This is a genomic window from Caballeronia sp. HLA56 (assembly GCF_054655155.1).
Window position 1 is genome coordinate 340,176 of the sequence record NZ_BAAHOB010000001.1, and the last position, 15,045, is coordinate 355,220.

Consider the following 15,045-nt stretch of genomic DNA (forward strand, 5'->3'; position numbering starts at 1 on the left):
CTCAAGCACTTCCGCTGGACTCATGCGTGCGCTGCCTCGCGATGTTCGCGTTGCGTGGCGGCGTCACCGCTGCGCTTACGTCGGAAGGATTGCGCAGACCATGCCGTGTCTCGCGCGACGCGGCCAGATGCGCCTGTAGCCGCTCACACACGTCTTTTCTGCGTACGGGATTGAGCGGATCGCACAGACGAATGGTGAGCGTGCAAGCGTCGATATGCTTGAGACGATTGGTGGCGGGCTCGGGCGCCTCCCACAGCACGACGGTGTGCGTGCCATCGGAAACCTGCACGACCTGAAAACGTGCAAGATCGATCTTGGTCAATTCATGCGGTTCGATCGCCTGATGCATGGTGTCCTCGACATTAGCCGGCTGGGTGAGCGAGAGCAATGCAAGCACCATGCCGAGATGCGCAAAGCACGTCGGATGGTCGAGCGCGTTTCGAGGCGCATTCGCCCGCGTGCAAAAAGGACAATGCGCGCTTCAAAGTACGCGCCCCGTCTTCGTGCACGCGTCATTTCCTGACCGCAACGAAGGCCGCAGTCGTGTAGGGCACGGTGACGACATCCTTGCCGCGCAACTCCGGTTCGGCTTCGATCAACGCGCGTACTTCATCGTCGATGAGCACGCGTTCCGCTTCCGGCAACGCCGCGATAAAACTGGTCGAGCGCACGCGATGCACGATCACATCGTCGGGGGAACCGGTGTGGCCGATCGAAAAATGGGTTTCGGCGAGCGCGTCGAAACCTTTATGCGGAAATGCGTGGCGCCATTCGCCTGTATAAAAGCGCGGCGCGTCGCCCTCGTAGCGGTTCACGATGGCGTCGAGCTTCGCCACCCACGGCACACGAAAGTCGCGCAGATTCCAGACGAGGCCGAGCTTTCCGCCCGGCTTCAACACGCGATGAATCTCGCTTAACGCTTCGCCGTTCGCAAACCAGTGGAACGACTGTGCGCACACGACGGCATCCACCGATGCATCGTCAAGCGGAATGGCTTGCGCGGCGCCTTCGAGCACTTCCACACTCGGCTGGGCGGCGGCGAGCTTCGCGCGCATCGAAGCGACGGGTTCGACGGCAATCACGCGCGCGCCGGTTGCAACGAGGCGCGGCGTGAACTTGCCCGTACCCGCGCCCAGGTCGACAACGCTCGCGCCCGGCCGCAAGCCGAGCGTCTCGGCGAGCCAGCCCGCGAGTTCGGGCGGATAGTCGGGCCGTCCGCGCACGTAGCTATCCGCGTTCGCCGTGTAGCCGACGCTTGCGGCCTGATGAACGTTGGTCATGGCAGCTCCTTCATTCGCCATAGATATCGAAATCGAAATACTTTTGCTCGATGCGCTTGTACGTGCCGTCCTTGATCATCGCGGCGATGGCGCCATCGAGCTTCTCCTTCAAGTCGGTGTCTTCGCGACGCAAGCCGATAGCCGTGCCCGGTCCGAAGATCGCGGGGTCTTCGAGCGCGCCGCCTGCGAATGCGTAGGGCTTGCCGCGCGGGGTATCGAGAAAGCCGCGTTCCGCTTGCACCGCGTTTTGCAGCGACGCGTCGAGCCGGCCCGTGAGCAGATCCGCATAGACCTGATCCTGATCCGCATACGACACGATGGTCACGCCCTTCGCGCCCCAATGCGCCTTTGCGTATGTCTCTTGCATCGACCCTTGTTCGACGCCCACGGACTTACCCGCGAGCGATTCGGCCGTAGGCTGGATGTTCGCATCGCGCTTCGAGACGAGACGCGTGGGAACGTGGAAGAGCTTGCTCGAGAAGGCGATCTGCTTGACGCGCGCGGGCGTCATCGACATGGTGGAGAGCACGCCGTCGAACTTGCGCGACTTGAGGCCGGGAATCATGCCGTCGAAGGCGTTTTCGACCCACACGCATTTTGCTTCGAGCCGCCGGCAGAGTTCGTTGCCGACATCGATATCGAAGCCGACGAGCGTTCCATCGGGCGCTTTCGATTCGAACGGCGGATAGCTCGCGTCCGTGCCGAAGCGAATGGTCGACCAGTCTTTCGCATGCGCGCTGACGGCTACAGTCAGCATGGAGCCCAGCAACGCCGTCAACAGCTTCTTCACGATTAAGTCCCTTGTTTGAGTTTGATTGCTTGTGACCGCCCTGGGATTATAGAGGCTCGTGCAGGCAAAAAAACGGCCGCGTGATAGCGGCCGTTCGTTATTGCTGAGACATCGAAGCGCTCAACTCGCGCGCACTTCCACGCGACGCGGACGCGCTTCTTCACGACGCGGAATGGTCAGCTTCAGCACGCCGTTCTGCAGGTTGGCATCGATCTTCGCGGTGTCGAAGTCGTCGCTTATCGTGAATGCGCGTGCAAAGCGCGGCACGCGCAATTCGGCGTGATGCACACGCAGCGACGCCGTGACAGGGACGATTGCCTCGGCTTCGATGGTGAGACGCGAGTCATGTACTTTCACATCGAGTTTCTCGCGGGGCACGCCGGGCAGGTCGGCCCACAGCGTGATGCCCTGACTATCCTCGACGATATCGACCGCAGGCGTGACCGTCGTGCGGCGCACGGGGTCTTCCTTCTTGCGTGCAACTTCGTTTGCCTGACGCTCGGTGATTTGCGTGGTGTCGTTCATCATTTTCTCCCTGTGCCTTACTGAATGGTGATGGCGCGCGGCTTGGATGCTTCGCGCTTGCCGATGACGATAAACAAAGTGCCGTTTTCATAACGCGCTTCGACCTTGTCGGCATCCGCGTTTTGCGGCAGTTCGATCACGCGGCGAAACGCGCCCGTGAAGCGTTCCCTCGCGTAGGTGCGCGAGCCTTCGGTCAATGCTTCGGCGCGCCGTTCGCCGCTGATGGTGAGCAGGCCTTTGTCGACCGTCACGTCGAGCGATGCCGGCTCGACGCCCGGCACGAATGCCACGACTTCGATGGCTTCGTCGGTGCTGCCGACGTTCAGCGAGGGAAACGCATCCGCGCGGCTGGCGCGAATGCTGGAAGGCAGATTGCCGAGAAGCGAAGACATCTGCCGTTGCACGCGGTTCAGATCGCTCAGGAAGTCGCCGCCAAAATAAAAGTCACTCATGATTCGGTCTCCGATGTTACGGCCGTCAAGCCGGCAGCAGGAAGTTGAGATATGTCACCATGACAGCGCGCTGGTTCGCTGCCTCTGCATGCAAAGTAGGTGCGACGGCTATCGTTTCAATATCGAAAAGCGTATTTTGGACGGGAATATTTATTCGTTTTCGTGCTCTTGAAATGCGCGTCGGCGCGCCTAGATTGAACCGTTTCGGCATGCGCCAAGCTCTTACAATGAAGTCCGACAGTTCAGACGAGGAGACGAGACATGAAGGTGTGCATTTATGGCGCAGGCGCGATCGGCGGCTGGATCGGCGTGAAGCTCGCGCAGGCGGGTTGCGATGTCAGCGTAGTCGCACGCGGCGCGACACTAAATGCCATTCGCGCGCACGGTCTGCAACTCGTCGAGAAAGATGCGACGCATGCCGTGAAGGTCGCGGCAAGCGCATCGCCCGAAGAACTCGGTGCGCAGGATCTCGTCGTGGTGGCGGTGAAAGCGCCCGCGATGGAAGCCGTGGCCGCGCAGATCGCGCCGCTTTTGAGCGAAAAGACCATGGTTCTGAGCGCGATGAACGGAGTGCCGTGGTGGTTCTGCGAAGGCCTGGGCGCCGATTTCGCGGGCAAGCGGCTGAGCTCGATCGATCCGCACGGCGCCATCGCCGCCGCCATTCCGGCCGCGCAAACGGTGGGCTGCGTGGTCCACGCGAGTTGCTTGGTCGAAGCGCCGGGCGTGATCCGGCATCATCAAGGCAAGGGTCTCATTCTCGGCGAGGCGGCGGGGCAGTCGGGCACGCGTGCCGAAGCGCTCGTTTCGCTCTTCACGAAGGCCGGTTTCGACGCGACGCTCTCGCCGCAGATTCAGCGTGACGTGTGGTTCAAGCTCTGGGGCAACATGACGATGAACCCGATCAGTGCGATCACCGGCGCGACCACCGACCGCATCCTGAGCGACGATCTCGTGCGCGGCTTCGTCACGAACATCATGCTGGAAGCGAAGGAAATCGGCGCGCGCTTCGGCATTCCGATCGAGCAGAATCCGGCGGATCGACATGCCGTGACACTCAAGCTCGGTGCAATGAAAACCTCCATGCTGCAAGACGTGGAAGCGCGCAAGGCCGTCGAACTGGATGCGCTCGTGGCGTCGGTACGCGAACTGGGCGCCATGACCGGCGTCGCCACGCCTTTCACCGACGCCTTGCTCGGCCTCGCGCGTCTGCATGCCCGCACGCTGGGCCTTTATCCCGCATAACGACACAACGGCATAACGGCATGACGACACGTCAAAGGATGGCGATGGATCAGCACAACGCGCCAGAAGGCCGAAGCGAACTCACGGAAATGCGCGACATGCTGCGCGAGTTCGTGCGCGAGCGGGACTGGAGCCGCTTTCACTCACCGAAGAATCTGGCGAGCGCGCTTTCAGTCGAAGCGAGCGAATTGCTCGAACCGTTCACATGGCTGGCCAGCGGCGACAAGAGCGAGCTGGACGAGACGAAGCTCGTGGCGATTCGCCACGAAATGGCCGACGTGCTCGCGTATCTCGTGATGCTCGCCGATTCGCTCGACGTGGATCTGCATCGCGCGCTCATCGAGAAGATGGCGTTGAATCGCGCGAAGTATCCGGCGGACATGGTTCGCGGCGATGCCCGCAAATACTCCGAGTACAAAGCCGCAGATAACAAAGCGGATAAAAACAAAGCGGATGAAAACAAAGCGGCCGGGTACAAAGCCTGATGACGCGCCGTTTCGCGCGCGGTTAAGCTTGTGGATCACCGCCTTCAAAGGATTTGCCGATGGACTTCTCCCTCACGCCCGAGTTGACCGAATTGCAGGCGCGCGCGCGTGCCTTCATCGCGGAAGAGATCGTGCCGCTGGAGAGCGATGCGCGCTGCACGCCGCATGGCCCGGACGAGTCGCTGCGCGCGGAACTGATCGCCAAGGGCCGTCGTGCGGGACTTCTGTCGAGTCACGTATCGCCGGAATTCGGCGGCCTTGGGCTCAATCATGTCGCCAAGGCGATCCTTTTCGAGGAAGCGGGTTATTCGCCGCTCGGTCCGGTCGCGCTCAATATCGCCGCACCGGACGAAGGCAACATGCATTTGCTCGAAGCCGTCGCGACGCCCGAGCAGAAGGAGCGCTGGCTGCGTCCGCTCGCCGCGGGCGAGATTCGTTCGTGCTTTTGCATGACCGAACCGCCGCCGGGCGCGGGCGCCGATCCTTCCATGCTGCAAACGCTTGCCGCGCGCGATGGCGACGGCTACGTGATCGACGGCGGCAAGTGGTTCATCACGGGCGCACATGGCGCGTCGGTCGCGATCATCATGGCGCGTTTCGAGGATGGCCCCGCGACCATGTTCCTCGCCGATATGAGGAGCCCCGGCATCGTGATCGAGCGCGCAATGGATTCGCTCGATACATGCTTTCCCGGCGGCCACGGCGTGGTGCGTTTCGAAGGCTTGCGCGTGCCCGCGCAAAACGTCCTTGGCGAAGCGGGCGAGGGGTTCCGATATGCGCAAGTGCGCCTGTCGCCCGCGCGTCTCACGCATTGCATGCGCTGGCTCGGCGCGGCCCGGCGTGCGCACGATGTCGCCACGGCGTATGCGCGTCAGCGTCAGGCGTTCGGCAAGTCGCTCGGCGAACACGAGGGCGTCGGCTTCATGCTCGCCGATAACGAAATGGATCTGCACATCACGCGCCTTGCCATCTGGCATTGCGCGTGGGTGCTCGACCAGGGCGTGCTCGGCAAACACGAATCGAGCGTCGCGAAAGTGGTGTCGTCCGAGGCGTTATGGCGTGTCGTGGATCGTTCGGTGCAAGTGCTCGGCGGACAAGGCGTCACGCACGAAACGGTCGTCGCGCGCATTTTCAGCGACATGCGCGCATTTCGCATTTACGACGGTCCGTCCGAAGTGCATCGCTGGAGCATCGCGCGGCGTATCTTGCGCGGTCAGCGGCCGCGCGCGGAGTAACGCGAGAGTACCGTGCTCAGGCAGCAGAAACGCTACCTAGTTCGCACCGGTCGCGCGTTGCGCTTGCCGTTGCTGGGAGACGATCTGTCCCGCGCGCATGGCATTGTCGGGATAGTTCAGCCAGTCGTTCGGATCGTAGCCGGCCGCGCGCCAGGCGAGAAACTCCTGCTTGACCTGAGCGCGTGTCTTCGGCGCGGAAGGGTCGCCGATCGGCGCGACCGGCTGGGCGAGCGCGCTCGCGGCACATGAGACGACGGTCGCAAAAAGTATCAGATGGGAAAGACGAAATTTAGATGCCATGGCGATCACCTCGCATCGCGTCGAGCGGTTATTCCCATTCTAGGCGACGGACACACGGCGGACACGTTAGAAGCGCCACCTATCCACATCGAATAGAGGTGTTTTTGGTGAGATAGCCTTGAGTCAATACGGGTGCTTCTCTGTCGATCTTCCGTCTATCTCGTGTAAAAGGTTCCGCAATGATCGGCCTCGTCGGATCGGTACCACGCCTCGGGAAACCCCGTGTTGCAATGCAGCATCCCATTGCGTATGCTGTTCTGAGCGGGGCGGCTCACAGCCGCTCAAGAATATCAACAGACATCGACGCAATAACAAAGCGCCCGTTTTCGAGGGCGTTCGTCGAGGAGGCAGGTTAGCCTTACGAACGTCAGCTTGAAGGAGCCGCAAACATGGACTTGACCTTATCGTCTCTGCCGACGCTGCATGTTTTTTATCAGGAAGGTGGCTGGCACTGGGCCATCACCGTCGAACGGGCCGCGGGTGTCGGCATGAAAATCGCCGCTTATAGCGACGAAGGTTTCGATACGGAAGAGGAAGCGCGCGAAGACGGCGAGCAAGTGCTTCGCTCCGACGACTGGCGTTCGCGTCAAATCTTCAGCCGCGGTGAGCGGCAGCAGGGTTGCACATAACGGACGATCGTCGGGCCTCGTTGCTTCTCTGTCTTCTAGCTTCTCTGCGTTTTATCTTCGGCCGCGTTATGCGTGACACGCTGCGCGTCGTTATCGACACAAATCGCATGGGTCGATGTCTCTCTGCTTCTCTCTCTCGATGCACTCCGCTTCGCGATGCCTTTCATGAATTCGCTTCGCCGTGCGGTAGTCTGCGTTTCATCGATCCGCCAAGTCGAGCGCGGTAAAGTTCAAGATGCAACGTGCGTCTTCAGCGCATGCTTTCTCAGCCGCCGATTCGCGGATTACCTACATGAACCACGACGAGCACCAACGGTTTCATCCCCGCCCGAGCCTTTCGGACGCGACGCGAGATAGTTACCGCGAGGCGATTTATCGCATCGATATCGAGCCGGTCGTGGAGATGAAAATCGGCGAGCATAATGCCGATGTTGCTTCACTTCTTTCAAGGCATCATGTCTTTAGCGCGGTGTTCGTGACGGCCTTCAATCCATTCGGACACGTGCTTAAACCGGCGCATAACGCAAAGCGGCAGTGCTTGCTGATCGACCATGTCGAACGAGCGGGCTTGCATGCGCTGCCCGGAGCCGGCATCGATCCGAAGGGAAAGTGGATCGCCGAAGCAAGTCTTTTCGTCCTCGGCACGACGCGCCAATTCGCCGATGCGCTTATGCAAAAGTTCGAGCAGAACGCCGTGGTTTATGTCGATGCTGCAGGTCTGCCTTGTTTGCTGTGGCATCCGGTTTATCGTTGATATCGGTATTCGCCGTTGATTCTCCATCACTGGGTTTTCTGACTGACCGCGTCGCATGATTCGAACAGGTGGTGCTATGTGCACGCGCCAGTTGCTAACGTGATCGTCCATAAGCCACGCAACGCCATTGCAAGTAATGCGTGGCACGCGCGACAAACGTAGACAGTTTTCGACACCTTCGTCGACGATGTCTGCATGCCCTTAGCTCGACTGATTTCGGAACGCTACCGAACGCTTCGGACCCGATACCGCGTTTGCAATCCGCGTCTTGCAAGCGTGTGACTTTGTTCTGCTTTTCGTTCGCGACAAGTCCTTTTGTCGAATGTCCGGCGCCCCATCAAAGTAGGAACATTCTGATTGTTACGAACGGTTAATCCGCGAGTAAATAGCGGCCTTCCGCTTCGGGCGTTACCTGCGTTTTGAAATCTTTATAAAACTATAAGAAAATGAATAAGCATTCCTACCGGCTGGTTTTCAGTCGCGTGCGACACATGCTGATCGCGGTCGCTGAATTTGCATTGGCGCACAGCAGCGGAACTGCGAAGGGAGAAGGCGTTGCACGGCGCGCGCCCGTCGCCTCGATGTTTCAATCAGCTTTTAGCGCAATGGCCTGGGCGGCCATGCTGCTGCTCGGTTCGGCTTCCGGGCTGACGTTTGCACAGATCGTCGCCGCACCCGGTTCCGGCGCGCAGGTCATTCAAACTCAGAATGGTTTGAATCAGGTCAACATCGCAAGACCGTCCGGCAGCGGTGTTTCCGTCAATAATTTTTCACAATTCGACGTACCTGCGAAGGGCGCGATTCTCAATAACTCGCCAGTCAATATCCAAAGCCAGCTAGCGGGATATATCTCGGGTAATGGGAATCTGACACCCGGCAATTCAGCGAAGATCATCGTCAATCAGGTGATGAGCAATGCGCCTTCGCAACTGCATGGGTATTTGGAAGTTGCGGGGCCTAAAGCAGAGGTGGTCGTCGCCAATCCGAATGGCTTGGTAATCGACGGCGCGGGCTTCATCAACACCTCGCGCGTCGTTCTCACCACCGGCACGCCGAATTATGGCCCGAACGGCAGTCTCGCGGGCTTCAATGTCACGGGCGGCAACATCACCGTGCAAGGCGCGGGGCTGAATGCGACGAACATCGATCAAGTTGATCTTCTGGCTCGCGCGATTCAAATCAATGCGGCGGTGTACGCCAACAATTTGAACGCCATCGCAGGTTCAAATCAGGTTGATCACGACACGCTTGCCGCGACGCCCATCGCTGGCAATGGTACAGCACCGGCAGTTGCGATCGACGTGAGCGCGCTGGGTGGCATGTACGCCAACCGGATCTTTCTCACGAGCAACGAATATGGCGTCGGTGTATCGACCAAGGGTGTGCTGGCCGCGCAAGCCGGCGATCTGACGCTGCAGTCGAATGGTCAACTCGTGCTTGCCGGAACAACCAATGCCAGCGGCTCGATCAACGCATCGGCGCGCGATGGCATTTCGAACAGTGGCACGACTTACGCGCAAGGCAATGTCATCGCCACGACGAGTAATGCGACGTTTAATAGTGGCGACAATTCTGGGTCGCAGGATGCAAGTACGCCGGTGGGGGTCAGCGGTAGTCCAATGGATGTGCCACGGGGTACTAATGCCCCGGCGACCATTGGAGGAGTTGATTACTCAGCTCATGCTATAGACCAAATGCAGGGTCGGGGTGTGCCACCCTCAGTGGTGAAAAACACCATTGATAATGGCGTTAACTACCCTACGCGTCCTGGAACAACGGGATACTATGATCCGGTGAACAACGTTCGGGTCGTCACGAATTCAAAAACCGGGCTTGTCGTCACGGTTATCCCTGGAGCACCTTAAAATGAAGAGAACGTTTATTGGTCTGGATCTGGATGTAAAAGAAATCTTGCTCAAGGAATGGGATCCAATTGGTGTTGGCGCTTCACCTGAGGCGGACGATGAATACGACTCATATGTCCAGGATATTAGCCGTATGCTTCGAGAGGAAAAGACAGTCGACGAACTGTACTCTCACCTCAGGTGGATTGAGGTCGAGCATATTGGTCTCGATGGAGATGAATTACATACCAGAACTGTTGCCCATCGACTCATGAGTTTGGATAAAGCTACTCGCTGATGACGACAAACTCGGCCGCCGCCGGCCGCCGCCGGGCTTGTCGTTTGTAGAGTCGTTCAATCCGGTGTGATGACGAGCCTGCTGCGCTCGACCTAGATTCTCACCCGCTGGCCTCCTTCGGGCGGTGTGCCGAGTATTGCCATACTGAATAGCGGAAATGGAGATAGCGGTGCGGACGGTGGGGATAACGATAAGAGTTCGTTCTGGTCCTCCACTAAGGATAAAACGCCAGTCGAAAATGCCTATGGCCATTCGACCAAGCACGGAGACGATGGGATCGACGGACATCGACGTGGTTGCGCCAAACGGTGACCTTATTGCGGTAGGTGGTCCCGCGAAGGCAAACAACCTTGGCAAGTTGGGGCAGGAGCTTCGAATCTATCAAACGATTGCTGATCAACGTGGCGTGTCGGCACAGGTCTACTTCGCCGAAGGAACCCCGCAATCGGCAATCAACCTTGCGACCAAAATTCTTGGCGAAGGGAACGTAAAAATCATCTCAGGGACCAAATGATGGCAACTCGTATCTTGCGTGTTTCGATTCCAGGACGCCTAGTTTTGGCATTCACTTTTATCGCAGCTTGCCTCAATTCGGCGGGCTTGGTGATCGAAAATCCAGAGACTGGAAGAGTAACCTCTTGGTCTGATGAAGGTGAGCAGATCGTGACCGCCACGGAAAACCTTTTACACGAAATTAAGTCAAGGGCGCTCAAAAACGTGCAGTTTTGGATTTCACGCAGTGAAGATATGTTTGTATCGTGGAATGAAGACGGTAATCAGAGTGTTTTCTCGCTTCATCTTGATGGGGTTGACGTCAGTCGCTCGGTAGCTGTGGCTTCCAGCCTCATAGAAGGATTGCTCACTCAGTACGTAGGTATGAACTTATCAGGAGACGGCTTTGCCATGGTCTTCGAATAGATTCCGCATCGGGGTATGTGCCTAGTAATGCCATACTGAATAGCGGCAGCGATAGCCAGGCGTCCGCAAACAGTGGAAATGTCAGCGACCTTGAAAATGCAGCAAATGAACCATTTAAAGATGGGCAAGCGATAACCAATGCTGGTCGTGCTGCTACCAAGCATCCCGAGTACTTTGGTTTCGACTCTACACAGGATATGCGGCAGACCTATCGAAGCGGTGCTCAGTTGAATGAACTTGCATCGCAAGCGGTCCAAGATATCTTGCAAAATGGCACACAGACGAAAGGTGCCGGAGGTCGGTATCCGAATGGTTGGATTACGTACACACTTCCTGATGGTCGAGCGGCTAGCTGGACAACATCGGGTGAGTTCATCGGATTTAGAGGATTGCAGAAATGAACTACGGTTTGATATTCGAGAAGGTTGGTGACGTTAATAGTCTATACCCATACATTTGTGTATATGTAGAGGGAGAAGGAAATGCTTTTATGGAAATAGGTGTTACCGATGAAAAGCAGCTTGCATTTACGTTTTATGCAAATGATAAAAACGTTGCATTGACTATTGAGCAGTGGGAGGAAATCGTGAAGCGGGGCCGCGAATTCTTGCCCAAAGCAATAGCGGACGAAGAAGCATCGATGTAGGCACCCACAACAAACCCGGCCGCAGCCGGCTTTGTTGTTTTAAGGCATGGCAGGCAGTGGCGTAATGATTAGCTGCCCGTGCTGCACAAGCACGCAGACACGGGAATCGGGTTTGAATCCGGCTTGTTCAAGCCATCGGCCCATAAGCGGGATACGTGGCATGTGATGCTCGTTGGCGTCGCAATTGATCGAGCGCACGGAAAACGTGTTTGTTGCTTTAAGATTGGCATCAACCATATCAACTCCTTGGTCGAGTTGGTGGTGGTCAGCGGGCCGCAAGTGTTGGTAGCACTCCAGTGAACGAATAACTCAACGGTGGTCAGTCGAATGACCAAACAGTTTGCCGCGATGTTGATGTGGTCATCGGGATGTTTCGCGACTTTTTTGATCATGGCGATTTAACTGAGTTTGGCCTAAGCAAGACGCGTCGTCTTCGGGAACCTAGAGCGCGCTAGATCGCCACCTCCAAGACACAACATACGAGAGCCATCGTCCGACGAAGTGATTTCGAGCTTAAATGATGAGCGAAGAAGGCTTGCGAAGACGAAGGCATGCGAAGTAAAAGTGAGTATTTGAGCATTATGAGAATCAGAAAGTGGCTGACGGCTTTGCCGCTTACAGCCTTCGCATCACTAGGGATACACGCACAGCAAGCACCAAACTCCGCAAATGAAGCGGCAGCAGCGCGCGCCAACGCCCAGCAAGAACAACAGGTCCAGCAGCAACGCGAAGCGCAGCAACGTGAGACGTCAGTTCAAACGCCCGCCGTGCGCTCAAGTGTTCCCGGTGCTCAGGACTTTTCAACCCTACCAACCGAATCGCCGTGCTTCCGCATCAACACGTTCACGCTCGACGTTCCACCAAGCCTGCCCGACGCGATACGCGCCAAAGGCGCATCGGCCTTACCGCTCGATCCGTTTGCGTTCGCGCGTGAATGGCTCGGCCACTACATCGGGCAATGCATCGGCAAGGAAGGCGTGAACCTGCTGACCAAGGGCCTGCAGCAAGCGATCCTGAGTCGCGGCTACATCACCACGCGCGTGTTGTTGCCCGAACAGGATCTTGACCTGCCCGTTTTTCTAAGACCACTGCGTTCTAGCAATAACGGCTTGGGTTGAATTGGTTTCTAAGCGCTGGCGATACGCCAGCGGCGTGTCGTAGTTCAAGCTCGAATGCGGTCGAACCTCGTTGTAATGCCGTCGCCAGTCGTCAATCACGATCTTGGCTTCAATCCGATTGCGAAACCATTCCATAGCAAGACATTCGTCACGGAATTTACCGTTGAAGCTTTCGTTCGTGCCGTTCTGCCATGGCTTGCCGGGATCGATTAACGCCGATTCGATCTTCTCCGATACCACCCACTTGAGCAACGCTGCGCTGACGAATTCGGGGCCGTTGTCGCTTCGCATATAGCGTGGCGCGCCGTGAACGCTGATTAGCTTGCTCAGCACCTCAATGACTCTGGCCGATCGGATCGAGCCAGACACATCTATGGCCAAACATTCACGCGTGTACTCGTCGACGACCGTCAGACACTTCAGTTGCTGGCCGTTGGCACACGCGTCAAAGACGAAATCGTAACTCCATACGGCGTTGCGAGCGCTCGGAGCAAGCGGTCGAGGACGCGAACCGGCAACGCGGCGTCGGCGTCGTTTGCGAGGCACTTGAAGACCGGCTTGCGCCCACAACCGGCTGCACCGCTCCTTGCCGATGACGATCCCTTCGCGGCCCAGCATGATGCGGATGCGCCGCGAGCCGAAGCGGGGATAATCACCCGAGAGGCGTCGCATCATCTCCACGATCGGGCCGTTCTTGCCCGGCATGAGGCTGATGTAACCGAGATTGGCGCGACTGACGTGAATCAGCGCACACGCACGTCGTTGGCTCAGCCCGCGCGAAATGGCATAGCGGGCTTGCTCGCGGCGTGCCTGTGCGCTTACCATTTTTTTGCGGAAATCTCCCTCATGACCTCGATTTCCAGGTCACGCTCCGCCACGAGCTTCTTCAGTCGATTGTTCTCGAGCTCTAACGCCTTCAATCGCTTGACGTCGTAACTGACCATTTCGCCAAATCGCTTGCGCCACGCGTAAATCGACGCGTCGCTGACACCGTGTCGCTTTGCCACCTCGGCAATCGGCGCACTGTCCGCCTCCCGCAAGATCCGAACAATCTGCTCATCGCTGTATCGACTCTTCTTCATGACGCGCTCCGTATGGATGCGCCGTTATCCTAGATCAATTCGGTCTCAAGTTACCGGGGCAGGTCAATCTGTCGAGCGGCACGCTCAAGTTCGCGCTAGTCCCGGGCGTCATTCGTGACATACGGTTCACCGAACCCTTGTCACGGGGCTCGTGGAAAACCGCTTTCCCCACAAGACCCGGCGACGTCCTCGACTTGCGCGATCTTGAACAAGGCATCGAACAGATGAAGCGCGTCGCCAGTCAAGATGCGGACATGAAGATCGAGCCGACCGACATCCCCGGCGAGAGCGATGTCGTGCTCACGGTCAAGCGCGGCAAGCCTTATTCGTTCGTCGCATCGGTCGATAACTCGGGCAGCCGCGCGACGGGCAAGCTCCAAGGCAACCTCAGTCTCGGCATCGACAACCTCCTTGGCCTGAATGACATCCTCACTGTCGGCGCAAATCAGGACCTCGAGTTCGGCGACAAGGGCTTGGGCTCGCATGGCTTCAACGGATCGTATTCGATGCCATGGGGCTATTGGACCGCGACCGTCTTCGGCAACACCAACACGTACTATCAACAGATCGCGGGCGCCAACCAGACCTTCGTGTCGAGTGGCAACTCACAGACCGCCGGCGTCAAACTCGCGCGCGTCTTACATCGCGGACAAAGCGACGTGTTCGGCACCTACGTGCAACTGTCGAAGCGCTTCGGCGCGAGCTTCATCGACGACACCGAGATCGAACTCCAGCACCGCAACAACACGTTCCTGGAACTTGGTCTGACGGATCGGCATTACCTGGGTGGCGCGCAGTTCGACGGCACGCTCGCGTTTCGCCAGGGCATCGGCGCATTTGGCGCGACGCCCGATCCATCCTTGCCGCCCGACCCGAATATCGCACCGACGCCGGCGACCAAGCCGAGCGGCCCGACTTACCGCTTCCACATGGCCGTGCTCGATGCGAACCTCTCGGTGCCGTTCGCCATCGCAAATCAAGCGCTTCGCTACGTGACGACGATCCACGGCCAGTACACGAACGACACGCTCAACTACATCGACGATCTGACCATCGGCAGCCGCTATACGGTGCGTGGCTTCGACGGTGAACAGATGCTCGCGGCCGAGCGCGGTTTCTACTGGCGCAACGAGTTGCAAGCGCCGATCGGAAAGACAGGGCAAGCGCTTTATGCCGGCAACGACTATGGACGCGTGTTTGGCCCGAACACGGCGTTCCTCGCGGGAACGCAGCTCGTGGGCGCGGTGATCGGCATTCGCGGCGGCGTCCCAACGAAATATGCGGGCTTGAGTTACGACCTTTTTGCCGGCACGCCAATCTACAAGCCGTCAGGGTTTCCAACCTCACGCGTAACGGTTGGATTCCAGATGACGGCCCAACTCTGAGTCATCGCGAAGGGGCGTACTTGAAAGTACGACCCCTCGCTCGGGCACTGAGCGAGCAGGCG

19 protein-coding genes and 2 pseudogenes are annotated in these 15,045 nt (G+C 58.2%); 13 read left to right on the top strand and 8 right to left on the bottom strand.

Annotated elements, in window-relative coordinates:
- Position 1 precedes the first annotated feature (1 nt).
- The 5 genes from ACYQ47_RS01635 to ACYQ47_RS01655 all read right to left on the bottom strand — a co-directional run bounded on the left by ACYQ47_RS01635 (position 2) and on the right by ACYQ47_RS01655 (position 3,047).
- Positions 2-400, bottom strand: coding sequence for a hypothetical protein (locus ACYQ47_RS01635; RefSeq protein ID WP_244828624.1), 399 nt, complete (start codon positions 398-400; stop codon positions 2-4).
- Positions 401-512: 112 nt separating this feature from the next.
- Complete coding sequence (locus ACYQ47_RS01640) at positions 513-1,280, bottom strand: class I SAM-dependent methyltransferase (protein ID WP_244828623.1); 768 nt, start codon at positions 1,278-1,280, stop codon at positions 513-515.
- 10 nt (positions 1,281-1,290) lie between these two features.
- Complete coding sequence (locus ACYQ47_RS01645) at positions 1,291-2,070, bottom strand: ABC transporter substrate-binding protein (RefSeq protein ID WP_459904290.1); 780 nt, start codon at positions 2,068-2,070, stop codon at positions 1,291-1,293.
- Positions 2,071-2,190: 120 nt separating this feature from the next.
- On the bottom strand, positions 2,191-2,595 hold the full coding sequence (locus tag ACYQ47_RS01650) for an Hsp20/alpha crystallin family protein (protein WP_459904813.1): 405 nt from the start codon (positions 2,593-2,595) through the stop codon (positions 2,191-2,193).
- Between the two features lie 17 nt (positions 2,596-2,612).
- Entirely contained in the window at positions 2,613-3,047 is a 435-nt protein-coding gene (locus ACYQ47_RS01655; protein ID WP_250466646.1) for an Hsp20/alpha crystallin family protein, read from the bottom strand.
- A gap of 261 nt (positions 3,048-3,308) precedes the next feature.
- Here ACYQ47_RS01655 and ACYQ47_RS01660 point away from each other — a divergent pair, with 261 nt between their 5' ends.
- The 3 genes from ACYQ47_RS01660 to ACYQ47_RS01670 are packed head-to-tail and all read left to right on the top strand — an operon-like array spanning position 3,309 to position 6,009.
- Complete coding sequence (locus tag ACYQ47_RS01660) at positions 3,309-4,289, top strand: 2-dehydropantoate 2-reductase (RefSeq protein WP_459904291.1); 981 nt, start codon at positions 3,309-3,311, stop codon at positions 4,287-4,289.
- Between the two features lie 44 nt (positions 4,290-4,333).
- On the top strand, positions 4,334-4,774 hold the full coding sequence (locus ACYQ47_RS01665) for a nucleotide pyrophosphohydrolase (RefSeq protein ID WP_244829719.1): 441 nt from the start codon (positions 4,334-4,336) through the stop codon (positions 4,772-4,774).
- A gap of 59 nt (positions 4,775-4,833) precedes the next feature.
- A complete protein-coding gene (locus ACYQ47_RS01670; RefSeq protein ID WP_459904292.1) occupies positions 4,834-6,009 on the top strand; it encodes an acyl-CoA dehydrogenase family protein in 1,176 nt (391 codons plus the stop codon).
- Positions 6,010-6,045: 36 nt separating this feature from the next.
- Here the strand turns inward: ACYQ47_RS01670 and ACYQ47_RS01675 are convergent, their stop codons facing one another.
- Entirely contained in the window at positions 6,046-6,309 is a 264-nt protein-coding gene (locus tag ACYQ47_RS01675) for a DUF4148 domain-containing protein (protein WP_309960874.1), read from the bottom strand.
- A 389-nt stretch (positions 6,310-6,698) separates the two neighbouring features.
- Between ACYQ47_RS01675 and ACYQ47_RS01680 the strand changes: the two genes are divergently transcribed.
- The 8 genes from ACYQ47_RS01680 to ACYQ47_RS01715 all read left to right on the top strand — a co-directional run bounded on the left by ACYQ47_RS01680 (position 6,699) and on the right by ACYQ47_RS01715 (position 11,398).
- Entirely contained in the window at positions 6,699-6,938 is a 240-nt protein-coding gene (locus ACYQ47_RS01680) for a hypothetical protein (protein WP_244828611.1), read from the top strand.
- A 292-nt stretch (positions 6,939-7,230) separates the two neighbouring features.
- Positions 7,231-7,692, top strand: coding sequence for a DUF3293 domain-containing protein (locus tag ACYQ47_RS01685; protein WP_459904293.1), 462 nt, complete (start codon positions 7,231-7,233; stop codon positions 7,690-7,692).
- Between the two features lie 446 nt (positions 7,693-8,138).
- A complete protein-coding gene (locus ACYQ47_RS01690) occupies positions 8,139-9,557 on the top strand; it encodes a two-partner secretion domain-containing protein (RefSeq protein WP_459904294.1) in 1,419 nt (472 codons plus the stop codon).
- Between the two features lies 1 nt (position 9,558).
- Positions 9,559-9,834, top strand: a complete 276-nt coding sequence (locus ACYQ47_RS01695) for a hypothetical protein (RefSeq protein ID WP_250528589.1) — start codon at positions 9,559-9,561, stop codon at positions 9,832-9,834.
- Between the two features lie 271 nt (positions 9,835-10,105).
- Positions 10,106-10,348, top strand: a complete 243-nt coding sequence (locus ACYQ47_RS01700; protein WP_250466657.1) for a hypothetical protein — start codon at positions 10,106-10,108, stop codon at positions 10,346-10,348.
- The gene (locus ACYQ47_RS01705) at positions 10,345-10,752 is read left to right on the top strand and encodes a hypothetical protein (RefSeq protein ID WP_459904296.1); all 408 of its coding nucleotides are present in this window, start codon (positions 10,345-10,347) and stop codon (positions 10,750-10,752) included. The genes ACYQ47_RS01700 and ACYQ47_RS01705 overlap by 4 nt, the downstream gene beginning before the upstream one ends.
- 17 nt (positions 10,753-10,769) lie before the next feature.
- A complete protein-coding gene (locus ACYQ47_RS01710; protein ID WP_250466659.1) occupies positions 10,770-11,153 on the top strand; it encodes a hypothetical protein in 384 nt (127 codons plus the stop codon).
- Positions 11,150-11,398, top strand: coding sequence for a hypothetical protein (locus tag ACYQ47_RS01715; RefSeq protein ID WP_250466660.1), 249 nt, complete (start codon positions 11,150-11,152; stop codon positions 11,396-11,398). Before ACYQ47_RS01710 ends, ACYQ47_RS01715 begins: the two co-directional genes overlap by 4 nt.
- 39 nt (positions 11,399-11,437) lie before the next feature.
- Here the strand turns inward: ACYQ47_RS01715 and ACYQ47_RS01720 are convergent, their stop codons facing one another.
- Positions 11,438-11,635, bottom strand: coding sequence for a SymE family type I addiction module toxin (locus ACYQ47_RS01720; RefSeq protein WP_459904297.1), 198 nt, complete (start codon positions 11,633-11,635; stop codon positions 11,438-11,440).
- A 344-nt stretch (positions 11,636-11,979) separates the two neighbouring features.
- On the opposite strand from ACYQ47_RS01720, the pseudogene ACYQ47_RS01725 reads away from it, so the two are divergent.
- Positions 11,980-12,462 (top strand): annotated as a pseudogene (locus ACYQ47_RS01725) (POTRA domain-containing protein); the annotation flags it as partial.
- 15 nt (positions 12,463-12,477) lie between these two features.
- On the opposite strand, the gene ACYQ47_RS01730 reads toward ACYQ47_RS01725, so the two are convergent.
- Positions 12,478-13,598 (bottom strand): IS3 family transposase gene (locus tag ACYQ47_RS01730; protein ID WP_459904298.1). Its coding sequence is split into 2 segments (ribosomal slippage): positions 12,478-13,340 and positions 13,340-13,598, totalling 1,122 coding nucleotides; the frame shifts between segments, so codons are not numbered across the junction.
- A gap of 59 nt (positions 13,599-13,657) precedes the next feature.
- Between ACYQ47_RS01730 and ACYQ47_RS01735 the strand changes: the two are divergent.
- Positions 13,658-14,983 (top strand): annotated as a pseudogene (locus ACYQ47_RS01735) (ShlB/FhaC/HecB family hemolysin secretion/activation protein); the annotation flags it as partial.
- Between the last annotated feature and the right edge of the window lie 62 nt (positions 14,984-15,045).

What these genes read in the sequence shown, in the direction of transcription:
- ACYQ47_RS01635 (WP_244828624.1), bottom strand. Translation starts at nt 400, where the DNA reads ATGGTGCTTGCATTGCTCTCGCTCACCCAGCCGGCTAATGTCGAGGAC.
- ACYQ47_RS01640 (WP_244828623.1), bottom strand. Translation starts at nt 1,280, where the DNA reads ATGACCAACGTTCATCAGGCCGCAAGCGTCGGCTACACGGCGAACGCG.
- ACYQ47_RS01650 (WP_459904813.1), bottom strand. Translation starts at nt 2,595, where the DNA reads ATGAACGACACCACGCAAATCACCGAGCGTCAGGCAAACGAAGTTGCA.
- ACYQ47_RS01655 (WP_250466646.1), bottom strand. Translation starts at nt 3,047, where the DNA reads ATGAGTGACTTTTATTTTGGCGGCGACTTCCTGAGCGATCTGAACCGC.
- ACYQ47_RS01660 (WP_459904291.1), top strand. Translation starts at nt 3,309, where the DNA reads ATGAAGGTGTGCATTTATGGCGCAGGCGCGATCGGCGGCTGGATCGGC.
- ACYQ47_RS01665 (WP_244829719.1), top strand. Translation starts at nt 4,334, where the DNA reads ATGGATCAGCACAACGCGCCAGAAGGCCGAAGCGAACTCACGGAAATG.
- ACYQ47_RS01670 (WP_459904292.1), top strand. Translation starts at nt 4,834, where the DNA reads ATGGACTTCTCCCTCACGCCCGAGTTGACCGAATTGCAGGCGCGCGCG.
- ACYQ47_RS01675 (WP_309960874.1), bottom strand. Translation starts at nt 6,309, where the DNA reads ATGGCATCTAAATTTCGTCTTTCCCATCTGATACTTTTTGCGACCGTC.
- ACYQ47_RS01680 (WP_244828611.1), top strand. Translation starts at nt 6,699, where the DNA reads ATGGACTTGACCTTATCGTCTCTGCCGACGCTGCATGTTTTTTATCAG.
- ACYQ47_RS01685 (WP_459904293.1), top strand. Translation starts at nt 7,231, where the DNA reads ATGAACCACGACGAGCACCAACGGTTTCATCCCCGCCCGAGCCTTTCG.
- ACYQ47_RS01690 (WP_459904294.1), top strand. Translation starts at nt 8,139, where the DNA reads ATGAATAAGCATTCCTACCGGCTGGTTTTCAGTCGCGTGCGACACATG.
- ACYQ47_RS01695 (WP_250528589.1), top strand. Translation starts at nt 9,559, where the DNA reads ATGAAGAGAACGTTTATTGGTCTGGATCTGGATGTAAAAGAAATCTTG.
- ACYQ47_RS01700 (WP_250466657.1), top strand. Translation starts at nt 10,106, where the DNA reads ATGGGATCGACGGACATCGACGTGGTTGCGCCAAACGGTGACCTTATT.
- ACYQ47_RS01705 (WP_459904296.1), top strand. Translation starts at nt 10,345, where the DNA reads ATGATGGCAACTCGTATCTTGCGTGTTTCGATTCCAGGACGCCTAGTT.
- ACYQ47_RS01715 (WP_250466660.1), top strand. Translation starts at nt 11,150, where the DNA reads ATGAACTACGGTTTGATATTCGAGAAGGTTGGTGACGTTAATAGTCTA.
- ACYQ47_RS01720 (WP_459904297.1), bottom strand. Translation starts at nt 11,635, where the DNA reads ATGGTTGATGCCAATCTTAAAGCAACAAACACGTTTTCCGTGCGCTCG.